The following is a 17,680-nucleotide window of genomic DNA, read 5'->3' on the forward strand; positions in this document are numbered from 1 at the left end:
GCCTGATGGCAATTGTTGTTACCTCGCGTTGTTGCCTCGACTGCTGCGCTGCTAGGCGGGCGGCGGTACGGTGTCGTTGAACGACGGCCTTTTCGCCAGCTTCTCGGCGTGCCGATTCAGATTCGGATAATCGTCGCGCCATGTGATGTCGCTGAAGCGAAGATCCAGATAAAACAGCGCGCAGCCGAGCGCGACGTCGGCCAGATTGTAGTTCTCGCCGCAACAGAAATTCTTCTCGCCGAGATCGCGCGCGGCGGAACGCAAGCCTGTCCCGATTTTCTTGTACTGCCGATCGATCCAGCTGGCGCTCTGCTGGGATTCAGAACGCTTTCTTTCCAGGAAAATCGTAGCAGCCGCATCGCAGATGCCATCGGCCAGGGCTTCCCAGCGCTTGACGACGATGCGTTGCCGGTTTGGCTCGGGGATAAGGCGGGCGACAGGCGTAATCGTATCGAGATATTCGACGATCACGCGGGAATCGAACAGCGATGTGCCATCGTCCATCAACAGGACCGGCACCTTGCCGAGGGGATTGTGATCCGGAACGTGCGTCGACTTTTCCCACGGATTGGCGATCTCGAGTTCGCAATCGATACGCTTTTCCGCCATCACGACACGAACCTTGCGTACAAAGGGACTCGTCAGGGAACCGAGCAGTTTCATGGCTGTTTTTGAAGGGGAACTGGAAAGTTTTTGGGGAACCGGATCGGCCTGCTTTGGGAAACCGAAACGCCCGCATTATAACACGCGCCCTCCCGGCGGCGGCCTCTGGCAGCGGCTGCGCCCATGCTAAAATTACCACCCTGCGATGCGACTTTCCTCCCTCACCGCGCTGTCCCCGCTCGATGGGCGCTACCATGCCAAGGTCGCGCCGCTTCGTCTTCATTTCAGCGAATTCGCGCTGATCAGGTATCGGGTCTTTGTCGAGATCGAATGGCTGATCGCATTGAGTCTGGAGCCGGCGTTCGCCGAATTGCCGCGCTTCAGCGACGCGACTTGCAAACAACTGCGCAAGCTCGCGCTGACTTTTCTGGGCTCTGACGCCGAGGCCGTAAAAACTATCGAAGCGCGCACCAATCACGATGTCAAAGCCGTCGAATATTGGCTCAAGGACCGCTTGTCCGGCAATCCGGAAATCGCCGGCAACGCCGAATTTTTCCACTTCGCCTGCACCTCCGAGGACATCAATAACCTTTGCCACGCGCTCATGCTGCGCGATTCACGCGAGCAGATCATGCTGCCGGCGCTGATCAGGACATTCGACAAGTTGCGTGCGATGGCGCACGCCCTGGCCGGGCAGCCGCTGCTCGCCCGCACCCACGGCCAGCCGGCGACACCGACCACCATGGGCAAGGAGATGGCGAACGTCGCGCAACGGCTGCAGCGGCAGATTCAGCGTTTGTCGCGCGTTGCGCTCCTCGGCAAGATCAATGGCGCGGTCGGAAATTACAACGCGCATCTGGCGGCCTACCCGGATTTAGACTGGGAAGCGTTCGCCACCGCGTTTGTCGAAAAGCTTGGCCTCGAATTCAACCCTTACACTACACAGATCGAGCCGCACGACAGCATCGCCGAATTGCTCGATGCTTACGCCGCCGTCAACACGGTGTTGATTGACTTGGATCGCGACGTGTGGGGTTATATTTCGCTCGGCTACTTCACGCAGAAAGTGATTGGCGATGAAGTCGGCTCTTCGACCATGCCGCATAAGGTCAATCCGATCGATTTCGAAAACTCGGAAGGCAATCTCGGCATCGCCAACGCGTTGCTGCGCCACTTGAGCGACAAGCTGCCGATATCGCGCTTCCAGCGCGATCTGACCGATTCTACCGCTTTGCGCAATCTGGGCGTGGCGCTCGGACATTCGTTGCTGGCTTACGACTCTTGCTACAAAGGTTTGAACAAGCTGGAGGCCAACGAAGCAAGAATGCAGGACGATCTGGACCGGAATTGGGAAGTTCTGGCCGAGGCGGTTCAGACGGTAATGCGCCGCTACGGCATCGCCAATCCGTACGAGCAACTCAAGCAACTGACGCGCGCCAACAAGGGGTTTACTCGGGAAGTGCTGCACGACTTTATCGAACAGCTGGCGATTCCGGCCGGAGAAAAACGCCGCTTGCTCGAATTGCAACCCACGACCTATACCGGGCTTGCCGCCACCCTGGCGCGGCGAATATAGGCGAGCCGCCAACCCTTTTCCGAGATGCACTCCTGCTTTTGTTGAATATATTGCGCGCCGCTGCGACGCCTACGCCGCCGCTTTGCCGCGCCTGGCTTTGAGGTACTCGAACACGCCGGGCAGGATTGACAGCACGATGATGCCGATCACCACGGCACCGAAATTCTGTTTCACGATGGGCAGGTTACCGAAGAAGTAGCCGAGGTAAGTCAGCGAAGCGACCCACAGGATGGCGCCAATCACGTTGAATGCGAGGAACCGCCGGTACGCCATATCGCCGATGCCGGCGACGAAAGGCGCAAACGTGCGGATGATGGGCACGAAGCGCGCGATGATGATGGTCTTGCCGCCGTGCCGCTCGTAAAAGCGCTGGGTTCTCTGCAAATATTCGATCTTCAGCCAGCGCGCGTTTTTGTTCTGAAAAACCTTGGGCCCCAGATACGCGCCGACCGCGTAATTCACGCTGTCTCCGGCAATTGCCGCGACGATCAGCAACGCAACCACCAGGTTGACATCCATATTGCCGCCGGCCGCCAGGGTTCCCGCGACGAACAGCAGCGAATCCCCAGGCAAAAACGGCGTGACGACAAGCCCGGTTTCGCAAAAAACGATCAGGAACAAGAGCGCATAAATCCAGCCGCCATAGTTCTGCACGACCCACACCAGGCGGTCATCGAAGTGCAGCAGGATATCGAAAAGATTGGTGAGGAGCTCCATCAAACCGGCCGCCCTGTGATTGCTGACTTCACGGTGCAGCAGGCGCTTCTTTCTTGTCGACCTTGATGAAATCCTCGCGGGAAACGCCGAGCCACAGCACGATCGGGCTTGCCACCAGCACCGACGAGTAGATGCCGAACAGGATGCCTATGGTCAGCGCCACGGCGAAATAATGCAGCGCATGGCCGCCGAACAACAGCATCGACAACACGGCAAGCTGCGTCGATCCGTGCGTGATAATGGTGCGCGACATGGTTCGCGTGATCGCGTTGTCGATGATCTGGGGTACCGAAGCCTTGCGCATCTTGCGGAAATTCTCGCGCACGCGATCGAACACGACGACCGATTCGTTGACCGAGTAACCGAGAATCGCGAGCACCGCGGCGAGCACCGGCAGCGAGAACTCCCACTGAAAAAACGCGAAAAATCCGAGGATGATGATGACGTCATGGAGGTTAGCGATCAGCGCGGCGACGGCGAACCGCCATTCGAAGCGAACCGCCAGATAAGCGACGATGCCGAGCGAAACCAGCAGAAGCGCGAGCGCGCCGTCGCTGACCAGTTCCTCGCCGACCTGGGGGCCGACAAACTCGACGCGCCGCACCTCGACCGTACTGTCATCCTGCTGCAATGCCTGCAGCACCTGGCCGCTCAACTGCGCGCTGTTGGTATCGGCCTTCAGCGGCAGGCGGATCAGCACGTCGCGCGAAGTGCCGAAGTTCTGCACGCTCGCTTCGGTCAGATTCAATCCCTCAAGCGATGCGCGCACCTTGTCCAGTTCCGGCGCTTCGCTGTAATGGACCTCCATCAAGGTGCCGCCGGTAAAATCGACGCCGAAGTTGAGACCCCTGGTCGCGAGAAAAAGGATCGACAGCAGGAACGTCACGAGCGAGATCGTCGTCGTGTACTTTCCCCAACTCATGAACGGGATGTCGTGCCTGATTCTGAAAAATTCCATCGCGAGCCTTTATTGGTTCGTAAGGACCTAGCCTATCGGCAGCTTTGCGATCTTGCGTCGACCGCCGTAAACCAGGTTGACCATGCTGCGCGATACCATTACCGCGCTGAAAATCGAGGTCAGGATGCCGAGGCACAGCACAACCGCAAACCCGCGCACCGGCCCCGAGCCGAATGCAAACAAGGCGACGCCGGCAATCAGGGTCGTAATGTTCGAGTCGAGGATGGTGCCGAACGCGCGTTCATAGCCGGCGTGGATCGCCGCCTGCGGCGAAACGCCGTTGCGCAGTTCTTCGCGAATGCGCTCATTGATCAGCACGTTGGCATCGATCGCCATACCGATGGTCAGGGCGATCGCCGCCATGCCGGGCAAGGTCAGCGTCGCTTGCAGCATCGACAGCATGGCGACCAGAAAAAGCACGTTGGCAGCCAGCGCGAGCACCGAAATCACGCCGAACACGAGGTAATAAATCGACATGAAGACAGCGATTGCGGCGAAGCCGAATAGCGTTGAGTTGAAACCCTTGCTGATATTGTCGGCCCCGAGACTAGGTCCAACCGTGCGTTCCTCGATGATTTCCATCGGCGCAGCCAGTGCGCCGGCGCGCAGCAGCAAGGCGACGTCGCGCGCTTCGATCGTCGTCATGCTGCCGCTGATCTGCACCCGGCCGCCGCCGATTTCCTGGCGAATGACGGGCGCGGTCACCACTTCCGCCTTGCCTTTCTCGATCAGCAGAATGGCCATGCGCTTGCCGGTGTTTTCACGGGTGACCTGCTGGAAAATGCGCGCGCCACTGCCGTCGAGATTGATGTGCACGGCCGGCTCACCGGTCTGGCTGTCGAAGCCGGGCTGGGCATCGGAAATGCGGTCGCCGGTCAACACAACGTTTTTCTTGACCAGAACCGGCCGGCCATCCGGTTCGTAATAAAGCTCGGTACCGAATGGCGTCTGGCCGGCGACGGCCGCGCTGATCCGGCCCGGATCGGATTGCGGATCGGCATCGACCAGGCGCACTTCCAGAGTCGCCGTGCGGCCGAGAATATCCTTGGCTTTGGCTGTGTCCTGCACGCCGGGCAATTGCACGACCACCCGGCTCTCCCCCTGCTGCTGGATAATCGGCTCGGCAACGCCCAGCTCATTCACGCGATTGCGCAAGGTCGTGATGTTCTGCTGGAGCGCGAAATCCTGGATGCGCTTTTGCGCTTCCGGTTTCAGTTGTGCGATCAGCCGCAGCTCACCGCCCTGTTGCTGCTCGCGCAGCGCAAGATCCGGCATGTTGCGCTCGATTTCCGCGATCGCGCGAGTGCGCGCTTCACCGTCCTTGAAGCGAATCTGTACTGTCTGTCCGTCGCGGGTGACGCCGCTATACGGAATTTTTTTGTCGCGCAGACCAGTACGGATGTCGTTGGCATAACGCTCGGCGGCTTGGGTCAGCGCCGCGCGCATATCGACTTCGAGCAGAAAATGCACGCCGCCGCGCAAATCGAGCCCCAGATACATCGGCAGCGCGCCGATCGCGGACAGCCATTGCGGGCTGCTCGACAAGAGATTCAGGGCAACGATGTAACTCTCGCCGAGCGCGCCCTGCAGCACATCCTTGGCGCGCAATTGCGCATCGGTATCGGCAAGCCTGACCTTGATGCTGTTGGCATCGAGGAAAATGCCGCGTGCCGGAATGTTCGCTTTGCTCAGCGCCTCTTCCACCTTGCCGAGCAACGCGGTATCGACCTTGGCCGTCGATCGCAACGGAGATACCTGGACCGCAGGCGTTTCGCCAAAAAAATTCGGCAACGTATAAAGCAGGCCGATCAGCAACGCGACGCCGATAACGATGTACTTCCAGAGCGGATAACGATTCATGTAAACCGTGAGCGCGCGGCGGAGGGGTTACGACAAAGGGCAGTCTGCTTTACATTCAACTCAGGCTTCGTCTGACACCTGGTTCGGCAGCCGTATCGTTCAAACACCCTTCATCGTGCCCTTGGGCAGCAGCGTCTGGACGGCGATTTTCTGCACCTGGATTTCGACGTTGTTCGACACCTCGAGGCCGACATAATTGTCGCCAACCCTGGTCACGCGGCCCAGGGTTCCGCCGGCTGTGATCACCTCGTCCCCCTTCTGCAGCGCGGCCAGCATCGCGCGATGCTCTTTGGCGCGCTTGGACTGTGGACGGATCATCAGGAAATACAGCAGCACGAACATCAGGATGATGGGCAGCAGACCGATCAGATCGAGTCCACCTGGCGCTGGTGCGGCTTGCGCGTGAGCTTCACTGATTAACACGACGATCTCCAGGTGACGGCAAAAAGGGCAAGACGACAAGCCCGATCGCCAATTGCGAAAACGCGGATTCTAGCACGACAGGGTGGTCCGCGCTGCCTTGAAATCACGGGTGAAATCGTCCAACCGGCGGTTTTCGATCGCTGCGCGCAGGCCACCCATCAGTTCCAGATAATAGTGCAGGTTATGCAGCGTGTTGAGCCTCGCGCCGAGTATCTCGTTGGTGCGCTGCAAGTGATGCAGATAAGCGCGCGTGAAGTTGCGGCAGGTATGGCAGGCGCAGGATTCATCGGGCGGATGGAGATCGGTGCGGTACCGCGCGTTGCGCAGCTTGATCGTTCCGAAGCGCGTGAACAGCCAGCCATTTCTGGCGTTACGCGTCGGCAGCACGCAATCGAACAGATCGATGCCCTGCCCGACCGCGAACACGATGTCTTCCGGCGTGCCAACGCCCATCAGATAGTGCGGGTGCTCATTCGGCAAACGCGGCGCCGTGTATGCAAGCACGCGTTTCATCTCGTGTTTCGGCTCGCCAACCGACAGTCCACCGATCGCATAACCGTCAAAGCCGATCTCGGTCAATCGCGCAATCGATTCCGCGCGCAGAGCCTCGTGCATGCCTCCCTGGACGATCGCGAACAGCGCGTTTGGATTGCCATCATGCGCGCGCTTCGAACGCTCGGCCCAGCGCAACGACAAACGCATGGATTCGGCGGCGATTTCCGCGTCTGCCGGATACCGCGTGCATTCGTCGAAAATCATCGCGACATCGGAGTTGAGCACGCGCTGGATGCGCATCGATTCTTCCGGCGAGAGAAAGCAGCGATCGCCATTGACCGGCGACTGAAATGCAACCCCGTCTTCGGAAATCCTGCGCAGCGCGCCCAGACTGAATACCTGAAAGCCGCCCGAATCGGTCAGAATCGGCGCATCCCAGCCCATGAAGCGGTGCAATCCACCGTGCGCTGCTATCACTTTCAGCCCCGGCCGCAACCACAGGTGAAACGTATTGCCAAGTACGACCTGCGCGCCCAAGCCTTTCAGTTCGCTCGGGCTCATCGCTTTCACGGCGCCGTACGTTCCGACCGGCATGAAAGCCGGTGTTTCGACGATGCCGTGAACGAGGGTGAGCGATCCGCGCCGCGCGGCGCCGTCTGTCGCGCCGACCCTAAACTGCATCGTTTCCGGAAAAGTCGATAAGGTCGGAAAAATTCGGCTGTATATGCACGGTATTTTCAGGCGAGTAAGATTGCAGAAAGCGGTGCGTGTCAGGCTGCTGTCGAAAAGAAAACACCCAGCTCCGAGGAGAAAAGGATGGTCGAAATAACGAAACCCTGCCTTACGGCACTCTGCTTTTGCGCCGTTCTCTCGTCCGTAATACTGCCTGCCATAACCGATGTTCAAGCATCGGGCGACCCCGATGCGGTATCCGCGAGCGACGACGACACTAGTTCGGCAGTCAGCCGTCGCTCAGACGCGACGCGATCCTCCGGCCCGGACGCTTCCAGCGCCGGAAACCAACGATCGCGCTCCCAAGGAGCAGGCGCGTCTGATTCGCGTTCCGGTGGTGCCCGTTCCGGCGATGCGCGTTCCGGCAATCCGGGTTCCGGCGAGAGTGCTGGCCCGGCTCGAGAAAATGAAGCGCTAGTGGTCCAGCGCTCCGGCGCGGCCGAAACAGAGAGCTCCTCGCGCCAGGCAGATGCGGCTGGCCAACTTCCGTCCACGAGCGGCCAGTCATCATCCGCATCTTCGCAAAAGCCGGACGCGGCTTCGAAAAAGGCGCCGGATGCGGCTTCGAGCCCCTCGCGAGAAAATGACGCGCTCAATGCACAACGATCCGCCGCGCCCGGCGCGGATAGCTCGTCGCGGGCACCCGATGCGCTCGCCCAACTACCGTCAGCCGGGTGGTCATCCTCATCGCCCGCCGCAACTATGCAGCCGGGCACGGGAATGCCGGAAGGCAAGGCCCTGACGAGCGATGCGGATTCGCTCTCCGAATTCGTCGAAAAACATGGGTTGTGGTTGCTCATCCCGCTGGCGTTGGGGTTGTTTGGCCTGGCCAAATTCCTGACCACAGGGACCACCGAGACCTGATCGCCGCGCTTCCCGGCTTTGCGCGCGTTATAGCACGCGCTCGATCAGCATCGCATCGCCATAGCTGAAAAAACGATAGCGCTGGTCGATGGCGTGCCTGTACGCGCGCCGGATGTTGTCGATCCCGCCAAACGCCGAAACCAGCATCAGCAGCGTCGATTTCGGCAAATGGAAGTTGGTCAGCAGACGGTCGACAACGCGGAAGCGATAGCCGGGCGTGATGAAAATATCGGTTTCGCCTTCACCGGCTTTGACACCGCCGCCCGCTGCTGAAGCTTCGAGCGCGCGCAGGCTCGTCGTACCGACCGCGCAGATGCGCTTCCCAGCAGCTTTCGCTGCCACGATGGTGCGCGCGGCGGTTTCGGAAATCGCATAACGCTCGCGGTGCATGCGGTGCTCGGCGATATTCTGCACGCGCACGGGCTGGAATGTGCCAGCGCCGACGTGCAAGGTCAACTGAACAAGCCGCACACCGGAAGTCGAGAGCTTTTCCAGGGTTTCAACATCGAAATGCAATCCAGCGGTCGGCGCGGCGACGGCGCCGGGTTCGCTGGCGTAGACGGTCTGATAGCGAATCTCGTCAGCCGCTTCGGCAGCACGAGCGATATAAGGCGGCAATGGAATTTGCCCGTGCTCGCCCAGCACTTCCATGACCGGCAGCGCAAACCGCAGGCGGAAGAATTCGCCCACCCGGTCTATGACGATGGCATGAACCCGGGCGCTGGCATCGGAACCGAACAGCAAACCGCTGCCCAACCCCGGGGCATGACTGGCCCGGATTTGCGCGAGCGCGTGATGACTATCGAGCACGCGTTCAATCAGCGCTTCGATCTTGCCGCCGCTTTGTTTGACGCCCGGTAAGCGCGCCTTCAGCACGCGCGTGTTGTTGAATACGAGCACATCGTCGGGCGCCAACAATTCGGGCAGCTCGAGAAACCGGCGGTCCTTGATACCGCCGTCCGGTTCGAGATGCAGCAGCCGGCTCGCGCACCGCGCCGGCAGTGGGCGCAACGCGATTCGTTCGGCAGGCAGATCAAAATCGAATTCATCTAGCCGCATCGCGCGCATTATACGTGCGACCCGGCGAGTTCCGGCGTTTGAAGGGGCAGGGGATTTCGGCGATAATCGCACGCCTGCCGGGATGGCGGAATTGGTAGACGCACGGGACTCAAAATCCCGCGGTGGCGACACCATGGGGGTTCGATTCCCCCTCCCGGCACCAGCGACGAAGTTACGTGCGAAGTTGCGTGCGGGATTTCAGTGCAGGATCATGGCCGCAGGCCGTGAGCCGAAGCTAAAATCCTGAAGACACCATCGGGGCTCGATTCCGGCACCAGCGACGAAGTTGCGTGCGGGATTTCAGTGCAGGATCATGGCCGCAGGCCGTGAGCCGGAGCTAGAATCTGAACGCGCCATGGGTTCGATTCCCCTCCCGGCGCCAGCGACCAAGGGATAAGACCGGCGCTGATCCCGAGGCCGGTTCGACGACGGCGATCGATAACCCGCATACGCGAAGATTCAGTTCCGCCCCCTTACCAACTCAAGGAAGCGCCGATGAATCCGGAAAAAAATACCAAAACTGCAATCAGGGAATCCGCCGACGCGCTAGCCGACGCGCACTCCGCGCTTCGCGAGGAGCTCGACCAGCGTAAAAAGCTCGGCGCAGAAATGCGCGATACCGAACCCGGCCTGCACCAAGCGCTCGCTGGATCGAATAGCGCCCTTTCGTTGGCTGAAACTGTTTTGAGCGACTATGTCAGCGAGCAGGTTATGGAAATCGCCGTCCGTGAATCGGCGGAAGCGTTGAAAGCGACCAGCGCCGCGCTGGAGCAGGAACTGGAGAAGCGCAAACAGCTTGAAATAGCACTGGCCGAAACCGAAGCGGATTTGGTCAACGGCATGCGAAAAGCCGGCGAAGCCGAGGCGAAGCTGAACGAAACGCTGGAACAGGGTCTTTGATTTTAGAGCAGCGGTAGCCGGGATGAAACGAAAGTAGCCGTAGCCCTTGTCGAACCGTGAAGCGATTCTCAGGCTGCTTGAACGGGGATGCTGCTGCGCTCGCTGATGATGTGGTTATGCGCATCGACGTAGATCAGCCGCGGCGCGAATTTGTGCAACTCGATTTCGTTGTAAACGGCGTAGCTGGCGATAATCAGAAGGTCGCCCGGGCTTGCCTTGTGGGCTGCCGCGCCGTTGACCGAAATCGTTCCTGAACCGCGCTCTGCACGTATCGCATACGTCGTGAAGCGCTCGCCGTTGTTCACGTTGTAGATGTCGATTTGCTGGTATTCGCGGATGTCGGCAGCGTCCAGCAGGTTTTCATCGATCGCGCAGGAACCCTCGTAGTGCAACTCCGAGTGGGTAACCGTCACGCGGTGCAGCTTCGATTTCAACATGGTTCTTTGCATGACATTCCTCGCAATAGACCGCTCTCAATTCCACCTCTTGAATCTGGGGAACGGCACCAAGCGCCGCACCGCGTCAGCCGATTCGATCTCTATCGATCTCGACGTTGTCGATCAACCTGGTGTTGCCGATCCAGGCCGCCGCCAATGCCACAAGTCGCATGTCTTTGACCTCTGCACGACGCAAACTATCCCTCTCCCGCAGTGCAACATAATCCACGCGCCATCCGTGGGTGTCAAGGTCTATTTTGGCGATGTTTTCGAGTTTGGAGATGCTGCTGGCGCCGCCCGCGACAGCGCTTTTTATTCCCTGCAAAACCCTGAACAAACGCGCTGCTTCGGCGCGATCAGTGGGCTGCAAATAGCGGTTCCGCGAACTCAGCGCGAGGCCGTCATCGGCCCGCAACGTCTCTGCGGCGAGTATCTTTATAGGCAAATTGAGCTGGGTGGTCAATGCGCGGATGACGTGCAACTGCTGGTAGTCTTTTTTGCCAAACACTGCGAACCGGGGCTGGACGATGTTGAACAGCTTTGTCACGACGGTCGCCACACCGCGGAAATGCCCGGGCCGGAACGCGCCGCACAAATCGGTGGCGATGGGCGGCGGCTCGACAAAAACCTGCTGCGGCGCCGGATACAGCTCGTTCTCATCGGGTGTGAATACGATATCGATGCCGGCGCCGGCGAGTTTGGCGCAATCTTCGGTCAGCGTGCGCGGATAACGGTCGAAATCTTCCCCGCCACCGAACTGCAGACGGTTGACGAAAATACTCGCGACAACCGTACCCGCATGCTCGCGCGCGAGCTTCATCAACGCAATATGGCCTTCATGCAAATTGCCCATGGTGGGCACCAGCGCGACGGAATCCTTGCTTTCAAGATGTTCGCGCAAAGCGGAAATTGACGCGATTATTTCCATTGCTTGCGATCCGCTTCCCTTGGCGACCTGTTACCGTTTACGCATTTCCCTCTCCCGGGAAGCAATGTTCGGGAGCCGGAAAGGTGCGAGCTTTTACCGCTGTGACATACGCCTCGATCGCGGCCCGCACGCTGTCCGTGCCTTGCATGAAATTTTTCACGAAGCGCGCTTTCCTCCCCGGATAGATGTCGAGCATGTCGTGCAGCACCAGCACCTGGCCGGAGCACTCGACGCTCGCCCCGATGCCGATGGTCGGAATTGCGAGCGCCCCGGTAATATCGCGGGCAAGCGGCGCCGGTATCGCTTCGAGGACGAGCATGCCCGCCCCGGCGCCGGCTACGCTGCGCGCATCTTCGAGCATGCGCGCAGCATCCGCGTCGCCCCTGCCCTGCACGCGATAACCGCCCGCCTGATGCACCGACTGCGGCATCAGACCAAGATGGCCGCAGACCGGAATGCCGCGCCGGGTCAGAAATTCGATCGTCTCGCACATCGCCTGACCGCCTTCGATCTTGACCATGTGCGCGCCCGCGGCCATGAATCTTGCCGCGTTGTCGAAGGCCGCGGCCGGACTCGCCTGGTAACTCCCGAACGGCATGTCGGCGACGATGAAAGCGCGCTTCGCGCCGCGCGCGACGCTCGTTGTGTGATAAACGATGTCAGCGACGGTGACCGGCAAAGTCGAATCGTGCCCCTGCAATACCATTCCGAGCGAATCGCCGACCAGCAGCAGGTCGACGCCGGCGGCGTCGAGAAGCGCCGCGAAGCTCGCGTCGTAACAGGTCAGCGCCGCGATCTTGGCGCCGTCGCGCGCCATGTTTTGCAAGGTAAGGAGTGTTGTCCGCATCGGCTATACGAAGGTGAACAGGCTCAGGCCAGACCCAGACTGAAGAACTCGCGTTGCCCGCGCATCTCGTTGATTTGCCGGATCAGCAAATCGAAATCGGGCGGCTCGTCGACGAAATTCAGGTTATCGCTGTTGATGATCAAAAGCGGCGCGGCATCGTATTGATGGAAAAAGCGGCTGTAGCTTTCCGTCAGCCGCGCCAGATAGTCCTCGGTAATGCCTTTCTCGTAGTGCAGTCCGCGTCGTTTTACTCGCTCGATCAGCGTAGCCGGCGACGCCTGTAGATAGATGACAAGATCGGGCGTCAATGCCCGCGGCTGCAGATGCCGATAGATCTCGTTGTACAGACGCAGTTCGTCGTCGTTCAAAGTCAGCCGCGCAAACAGCAAGTCTTTTTCCAGCAGAAAATCGGCGATTGTCGAACGCCGGAACAGGCCGCTTTGCGTCAGGCCATCGAGTTGTTCGATGCGTTGAAACAGAAAAAACAGTTGCGTCGGCAGCGCGTAGCGCCGCAGATCGCGATAGAAACCCGGCAAAAAAGGGTTGGCGTCCGGATCTTCCAGCAACAGCGCGGCGCCGAAACGTTCACTGATCTGGCGCGCCAGGCTGGTTTTGCCGGCGCCGATCGGACCTTCGATTGCGATGTAGCGGTATTTATCAAGAGCCATCGTGCTTGTTATCAAGTTTAATCAAGAATTCTGGATTGCAATTCGGCTGTTGTTTAATCCCGCCTATGCCGGGGATAACGGTATCCGGCGCGATTTCGGCCAAAGGCACCAGCACGAAAGCGCGGTCGTGCATGCGCGGGTGCGGCAGAATCAGACCGCGCTCGTTCAGCGAAAGATCGCCGTAGAGCAACAAATCGAGATCCAGAGTACGTGGAGAATTGACGAATTCGCGTACCCTGCCGTGGCGTTTTTCGATGTCCAGCAGGGCTGTGAGCAAAGCCTGTGGCGCCAGGGTAGTGGCGATCTCGGCGACCGCATTGATGAAATCGGGCTGATCGGTATAGCCGACCGGTGCGCTTCGGTACAAGGAAGAATGGCGAACGAAGCGGCTGTCCGCCAAGCTGCGCAAGTCATCGAATGCCTGCTCGATGTGGGTGCGCGGATCGGCAAGATTGCTGCCCAGCGCAATGAAGGCTTGCGCTTCGCGGTTTTTCCTCCGCACCTCGACTTGCCCCCCTGCCGCGCTCATTGCTCGGCGGGCTCGGACGGCGCCGCTTCCACGTTGGCTGGTTTTTTCGAGCGCCGACGGCGCCGCCGTTTCGGCTCTGTGTCCGACAGCAGCATCGACGCGCGCTCGCCTTCATTGGCTTCGGCAAAACGCTGCCACCATTCACCAAGCTCCGGTTCGACTTCGCCGCTGGCGCAGCGCAGCACCAGAAAATCGAGCGCGGCGCGGAAACGCGGATGTTCGATCATGCGATAAGGACGGCGCCCGGAACGATTCAAAAGACGCGCCTGCAACGTCCACAGCTCCTTCATGGTGACGCCGAAACGGCGCGGAATCGCCAGTTTTTCGGCCTGCGAATCGATGACCTGATCCATTGCCACAAACAGCGCCGGCGCCGATTTCGTGCCCGCTTGCTGCGCGGCATTCCACGCCGCCAGCACCTCATGCCAGAGCAGCGCGGCGAACAGAAATCCCGGCGATACCGGGGCCTCGGCAAGCACGCGCGCATCGGTCGCTTTCAACGCGGCCATGACAAAGCGCTCGCCCATCGGCTGTTCGAGAATCACATCGAGCATCGGCAGCAGACCGTGATGCAAGCCCTCGTCGCGCAAGCGCGTGATGCATTCGGCAGCGTGTCCGGACAGCAGCAGCTTGAGCATTTCGTCGAATACGCGCGCGGTCGGAACGTGGCGCAGCAGCGGCGCGAGTTCGGCGATCGGCGAGCGCGTTGCGTCAGCTATGGTCATGCCGAGCTTGGCCGACAAACGCACGGCGCGCAGCATGCGCACCGGATCTTCGCGATAACGTTGCGAAGGCTCGCCGATCACGCGCAAAGTCATCGCCTGCAAATCGGCATAGCCATCGTGATAATCGAGAATTTCCTCGGTCGCGGGGTTGTAGAACATCGCATTGATGGTGAAATCGCGCCGCGCCGCATCTTCCTGCTGGCTGCCGAATACGTTATCGCGCAGGATGCGGCCGTGCTCATCGGCATTCAGCGCGCTGCCTGCCGCGACTTCAGCAGCGCCGCGAAACGTGGCAACCTCGACGGTATCGGCCCCGCACATGACGTGAACGAGACGAAAGCGCCGACCGATGATGCGCGAACGCCGGAACACCGCGCGCACCTGCTCGGGGTTGGCGCTGGTCGCAACATCGAAGTCCTTGGGATCGCGGCCCAGCAGCAGATCGCGCACGGCGCCGCCGACCACGAACGCGCTGTGACCTTGCGCCTGCAGACCTGACGTGATTTTGACCGCGCACGCGCTGATCCGCTCACGCCCGACGCCGTGCTCGGCGCGCTTCAGGATCGCCGGCGCCCCGAGCGGTTTTTGGGCCGGGGTTTTGGCAAACACGCGCTGCAGGAATTTACGGATCATGAACGACGGAAATTATACAGGCTCGAGCAAGACAGCCGCGCGCAGCAGGGCCCGAAACGTCAGGGGAAAACAGGAAAAGGCGACATCGCCTGCGGATCGGCGTCGCGCCTCGGCATCCCGGCTAGCGGCGCTGAAAATATCGCAATGCCGGGAGCTGGCTCAGCTCGCGACGCGATTGCGGCCCTGGGTTTTGGCCCGATGCAGTGCGGCATCGACCGACGCAATCAGCGAACCCAGCGTTTGCTCGGATGACATTTGCGCCAAACCCAGCGAGATGGTAACCGTCTCGGATTCGTCGTCGGCGATGCGCGCGCGCGAGACGGCATTGCGCAGGCGTTCCGCGACCGGCACCGCTTGACTGATGTCGGTGCCCGGCAGCAGCAGGAGGAAATCTTCGTCGCCGAAACGCGCGAGCAAATCGCCGGGCCGCAGGTGCGTCGACAGAGTTTGCGCGACGTTGGCCAGCACGCGGTCGCCGCCCTCCCGCCCGAAACGCTCGTTCAGGTCGCGCAGACGATCGATATCGACCATCATCAAGGTCAAGCCTTTGCCGTCTCGCGTACAGCGCTGCATCTGGCGCGTGAATGCCTTGTGCAGCCACGCGCTGTTGTGCAGACCGGTGACCATATCGACGCTGGTGACACGTTGCTGCGCATCGAGCTGGCCCGGCTCGACCTGCGCGTTTTCGCGCTCGCGGTTTCTGCTCAGCAGATCGAACAGATTGCGCGCAACTTCGTGCGATGCATTCGTCATCTCGCGCAGCGTCTGCGCCGGAATTTCGAGCACGCGCGAGTCGCGCGAGGCAGCGACGCGGAAAGTCGCCTTGCCGCCCATTACCGCCGTCTCGCCGATACAATCGCCGGGCTGCAAACTCAGCGAACTCGAGTCGCTGTCCATTTGCAGTCGGCCGGATAACAGAATGGTGAGCTTGTCGACCTCGTCGCCGGATGACTGGATGGTATCGCCAAGCTGCAGGTCACGGGCCTGACATGATTCGAGCAGGCGCGCCAGGCCAGCGATGTCGGCGCCGCGAAACAACGGGGAGTTCGCGACCGCATCACCGTCTGTGCTGGCGTCTTTGCTGCTGTCTTTCTCGCTGTCACTTGCCATTGCGTTCGCCATTGTTATCCTCTTGCCAGGGTTGTCATCTTCAAACTGCGCATCCAGGGAATCGCAGATCCGAGTGGCATTCCCGCGCATTACGGGAATCCGGGGTTGTTAATATCCAACTGTGCAAGCCTCTGGGTTCCCGCTGCAGCCTGCCCTCGAATGATTTGAATCGGGGCGAGGATGACTGCAATGGAGATATCCAGAGCTTCCTCACTTCCAACGACTTACCCGGCGTCAGAATCTGATTGTCCGCCACGCGTGCTCGGCGGCATAGCGTGCGAGAGCTTCGTCGGGATTGACGGCGACCGGATGGCTTACGGCGCGAAGCAACGGCAGATCGTTGGCCGAGTCGCTATAAAACCAGCTTTCGTCAAATTGTTCAAGCGTTTGCCCGCGCGCCGCCAGCCATTGCCGGAGGCGCACCGGTTTGCCTTCGCGAAAGCACGGCACGCCCTCGACCTTGCCGTTGAATTCGCCGTCGATTGCCTGGGCTTCGGTCGCTATCAGTTCGTCTATGCCGAACTCACGGGCGATTGGCGCCGTGATGAAGCGATTGGTCGCCGTGATGATCGCACACAGATCGTTGCGATGCGGGTCGATCAGCTCCCGCGCCGGCGCGGTAATCAGCGGCGCAATTTTCCGGGCCATGAATTCGCGGTGCCAGACATCGAGCTGCGCACGAGGATGGCGCGACAGCGGCTTCAACTGAAAATCGAGAAACGCGTGTATGTCGAGCGTGCCGTCCCGGTATTGCGCATAGAACTCGCGATTGCGCGCTTCATAGACCTCGCGATCGAGCACATTCTGCTCGATCAGAAATTGCGCCCATTCGAAATCGCTGTCGCCGGTCAACAGCGTATTGTCGAGATCGAACAACGCAAGGCGCATGCAGGGCTACCTCAACACTGCGCTGCGCAAGCCGACCGCACACCGAGCGCGGATTCAGTCACGCGTCTCGAGCGGCAGCGCGCTATGCAGCACAGCCTTGATCAGCGGCACGGTGATATCGCGCTTCTCGGCCAGCGCCATGATGTCGGCGGCGTGAAACAGCGCGAGCAGCGAGCGCATATCGCGCTGGGTATGGCGCAGCAGATAATCGCCGACATCCCGGCTTAACTTCAAGCCGCGCGCCTCGGCGCAACGCGCAAGCGCGGCAATTTTTTCGGCGTCCGACAGCGCATGCACCTGGTAGGTCAATCCTGCGCATAATCGCGTCTTCACGTCTTCACGCAGCGCAAGCTGGGCCGGCGGAATGCTGCCAGCGACGAGCAGCAAGGTTTGCGGCTTGGCGTTATATAGATTGAACAATTCGATCTGGCTCGCTTCGCCGAGCCGTTCCACATCATCGAGCGCAAGCGGCGACGCGTCTTTTGCGATCAACCCGGGCTGGTCCGCGCAATGGAGATAGCGCGCGCCGCGTCGGGCCGCCACGGCGGCGCGCAGCAAATGCGTGCGGCCCGAACCCGGTTTGCCCCACAGATAAACCAACCGCTCGGGCGACTTGCCGGCGACAAAATCGCGCAGCGTCTGCAGCGATTCGCCGTTGCGGCCAATGATGAAATTATCGAAATCCGGCGGCGCAGGCGGCGCGATATCGAGAGCGAGCTGCTTCATGC

The 17,680-nt window shown here is 60.4% G+C and carries 19 protein-coding genes and 1 tRNA gene; 4 read left to right on the forward strand and 16 right to left on the reverse strand.

The window, feature by feature from the left end:
- Positions 1-51: 51 nt before the first annotated feature.
- Entirely contained in the window at positions 52-663 is a 612-nt protein-coding gene (locus tag H0V78_04865) for a glutathione S-transferase N-terminal domain-containing protein (GenBank protein MBA2351129.1), read from the reverse strand.
- Between the two features lie 145 nt (positions 664-808).
- On the opposite strand from H0V78_04865, the gene purB reads away from it, so the two are divergent.
- Positions 809-2,179 carry an adenylosuccinate lyase gene (purB, locus tag H0V78_04870; protein ID MBA2351130.1) on the forward strand — a complete coding sequence of 457 codons (1,371 nt, stop codon included), beginning with the start codon at positions 809-811 and terminating at the stop codon, positions 2,177-2,179.
- Positions 2,180-2,248: 69 nt separating this feature from the next.
- On the opposite strand, the gene H0V78_04875 is transcribed toward purB, so the two are convergent.
- From H0V78_04875 to tgt, 5 genes are all read right to left on the reverse strand, one after another.
- The gene (locus H0V78_04875; protein ID MBA2351131.1) at positions 2,249-2,896 is read right to left on the reverse strand and encodes a DedA family protein; all 648 of its coding nucleotides are present in this window, start codon (positions 2,894-2,896) and stop codon (positions 2,249-2,251) included.
- A gap of 28 nt (positions 2,897-2,924) precedes the next feature.
- Positions 2,925-3,854 (reverse strand): protein translocase subunit SecF, encoded by a 930-nt coding sequence (secF, locus tag H0V78_04880; protein ID MBA2351132.1) that lies wholly within the window; start codon positions 3,852-3,854, stop codon positions 2,925-2,927.
- 27 nt (positions 3,855-3,881) lie between these two features.
- Positions 3,882-5,714: a protein translocase subunit SecD gene (gene secD, locus H0V78_04885; GenBank protein ID MBA2351133.1), complete on the reverse strand. Its 1,833-nt coding sequence runs from the start codon at positions 5,712-5,714 to the stop codon at positions 3,882-3,884.
- 99 nt (positions 5,715-5,813) lie between these two features.
- The gene (gene yajC, locus H0V78_04890) at positions 5,814-6,137 is read right to left on the reverse strand and encodes a preprotein translocase subunit YajC (GenBank protein ID MBA2351134.1); all 324 of its coding nucleotides are present in this window, start codon (positions 6,135-6,137) and stop codon (positions 5,814-5,816) included.
- A 69-nt stretch (positions 6,138-6,206) separates the two neighbouring features.
- Entirely contained in the window at positions 6,207-7,313 is a 1,107-nt protein-coding gene (tgt, locus tag H0V78_04895; GenBank protein MBA2351135.1) for a tRNA guanosine(34) transglycosylase Tgt, read from the reverse strand.
- Between the two features lie 753 nt (positions 7,314-8,066).
- On the opposite strand from tgt, the gene H0V78_04900 reads away from it, so the two are divergent.
- Entirely contained in the window at positions 8,067-8,228 is a 162-nt protein-coding gene (locus H0V78_04900) for a hypothetical protein (GenBank protein MBA2351136.1), read from the forward strand.
- 27 nt (positions 8,229-8,255) lie between these two features.
- Here H0V78_04900 and queA read toward each other — a convergent pair whose 3' ends face one another.
- Positions 8,256-9,287 carry a tRNA preQ1(34) S-adenosylmethionine ribosyltransferase-isomerase QueA gene (gene queA / locus H0V78_04905; GenBank protein MBA2351137.1) on the reverse strand — a complete coding sequence of 344 codons (1,032 nt, stop codon included), beginning with the start codon at positions 9,285-9,287 and terminating at the stop codon, positions 8,256-8,258.
- Between the two features lie 76 nt (positions 9,288-9,363).
- On the opposite strand from queA, the gene H0V78_04910 reads away from it, so the two are divergent.
- Positions 9,364-9,450, forward strand: a tRNA-Leu gene (locus H0V78_04910).
- Positions 9,451-9,782: 332 nt separating this feature from the next.
- Positions 9,783-10,187 (forward strand): hypothetical protein, encoded by a 405-nt coding sequence (locus H0V78_04915; protein MBA2351138.1) that lies wholly within the window; start codon positions 9,783-9,785, stop codon positions 10,185-10,187.
- A 68-nt stretch (positions 10,188-10,255) separates the two neighbouring features.
- Here H0V78_04915 and H0V78_04920 read toward each other — a convergent pair whose 3' ends face one another.
- The 9 genes from H0V78_04920 to hda all read right to left on the reverse strand — a co-directional run bounded on the left by H0V78_04920 (position 10,256) and on the right by hda (position 17,678).
- Positions 10,256-10,636 (reverse strand): aspartate 1-decarboxylase, encoded by a 381-nt coding sequence (locus H0V78_04920; GenBank protein MBA2351139.1) that lies wholly within the window; start codon positions 10,634-10,636, stop codon positions 10,256-10,258.
- 73 nt (positions 10,637-10,709) lie between these two features.
- Complete coding sequence (locus H0V78_04925) at positions 10,710-11,552, reverse strand: pantoate--beta-alanine ligase (protein MBA2351140.1); 843 nt, start codon at positions 11,550-11,552, stop codon at positions 10,710-10,712.
- Between the two features lie 37 nt (positions 11,553-11,589).
- Positions 11,590-12,399, reverse strand: a complete 810-nt coding sequence (panB, locus tag H0V78_04930) for a 3-methyl-2-oxobutanoate hydroxymethyltransferase (protein MBA2351141.1) — start codon at positions 12,397-12,399, stop codon at positions 11,590-11,592.
- A 23-nt stretch (positions 12,400-12,422) separates the two neighbouring features.
- Positions 12,423-13,067: a deoxynucleoside kinase gene (locus tag H0V78_04935; protein ID MBA2351142.1), complete on the reverse strand. Its 645-nt coding sequence runs from the start codon at positions 13,065-13,067 to the stop codon at positions 12,423-12,425.
- The gene (folK, locus tag H0V78_04940) at positions 13,057-13,596 is read right to left on the reverse strand and encodes a 2-amino-4-hydroxy-6-hydroxymethyldihydropteridine diphosphokinase (protein ID MBA2351143.1); all 540 of its coding nucleotides are present in this window, start codon (positions 13,594-13,596) and stop codon (positions 13,057-13,059) included. Before folK ends, H0V78_04935 begins: the two co-directional genes overlap by 11 nt.
- On the reverse strand, positions 13,593-14,954 hold the full coding sequence (gene pcnB, locus H0V78_04945) for a polynucleotide adenylyltransferase PcnB (protein MBA2351144.1): 1,362 nt from the start codon (positions 14,952-14,954) through the stop codon (positions 13,593-13,595). The genes folK and pcnB overlap by 4 nt, the downstream gene beginning before the upstream one ends.
- A 159-nt stretch (positions 14,955-15,113) precedes the next feature.
- On the reverse strand, positions 15,114-16,076 hold the full coding sequence (locus H0V78_04950; GenBank protein MBA2351145.1) for a GGDEF domain-containing protein: 963 nt from the start codon (positions 16,074-16,076) through the stop codon (positions 15,114-15,116).
- Between the two features lie 222 nt (positions 16,077-16,298).
- Positions 16,299-16,952: an HAD family hydrolase gene (locus tag H0V78_04955; protein ID MBA2351146.1), complete on the reverse strand. Its 654-nt coding sequence runs from the start codon at positions 16,950-16,952 to the stop codon at positions 16,299-16,301.
- Positions 16,953-17,006: 54 nt separating this feature from the next.
- Complete coding sequence (hda, locus tag H0V78_04960; GenBank protein ID MBA2351147.1) at positions 17,007-17,678, reverse strand: DnaA regulatory inactivator Hda; 672 nt, start codon at positions 17,676-17,678, stop codon at positions 17,007-17,009.
- Positions 17,679-17,680 lie beyond the last annotated feature (2 nt).

The sequence above is a fragment of the Burkholderiales bacterium genome, from assembly GCA_013695435.1.
In the GTDB taxonomy this organism is placed as follows: domain Bacteria; phylum Pseudomonadota; class Gammaproteobacteria; order Burkholderiales; family JACMKV01; genus JACMKV01.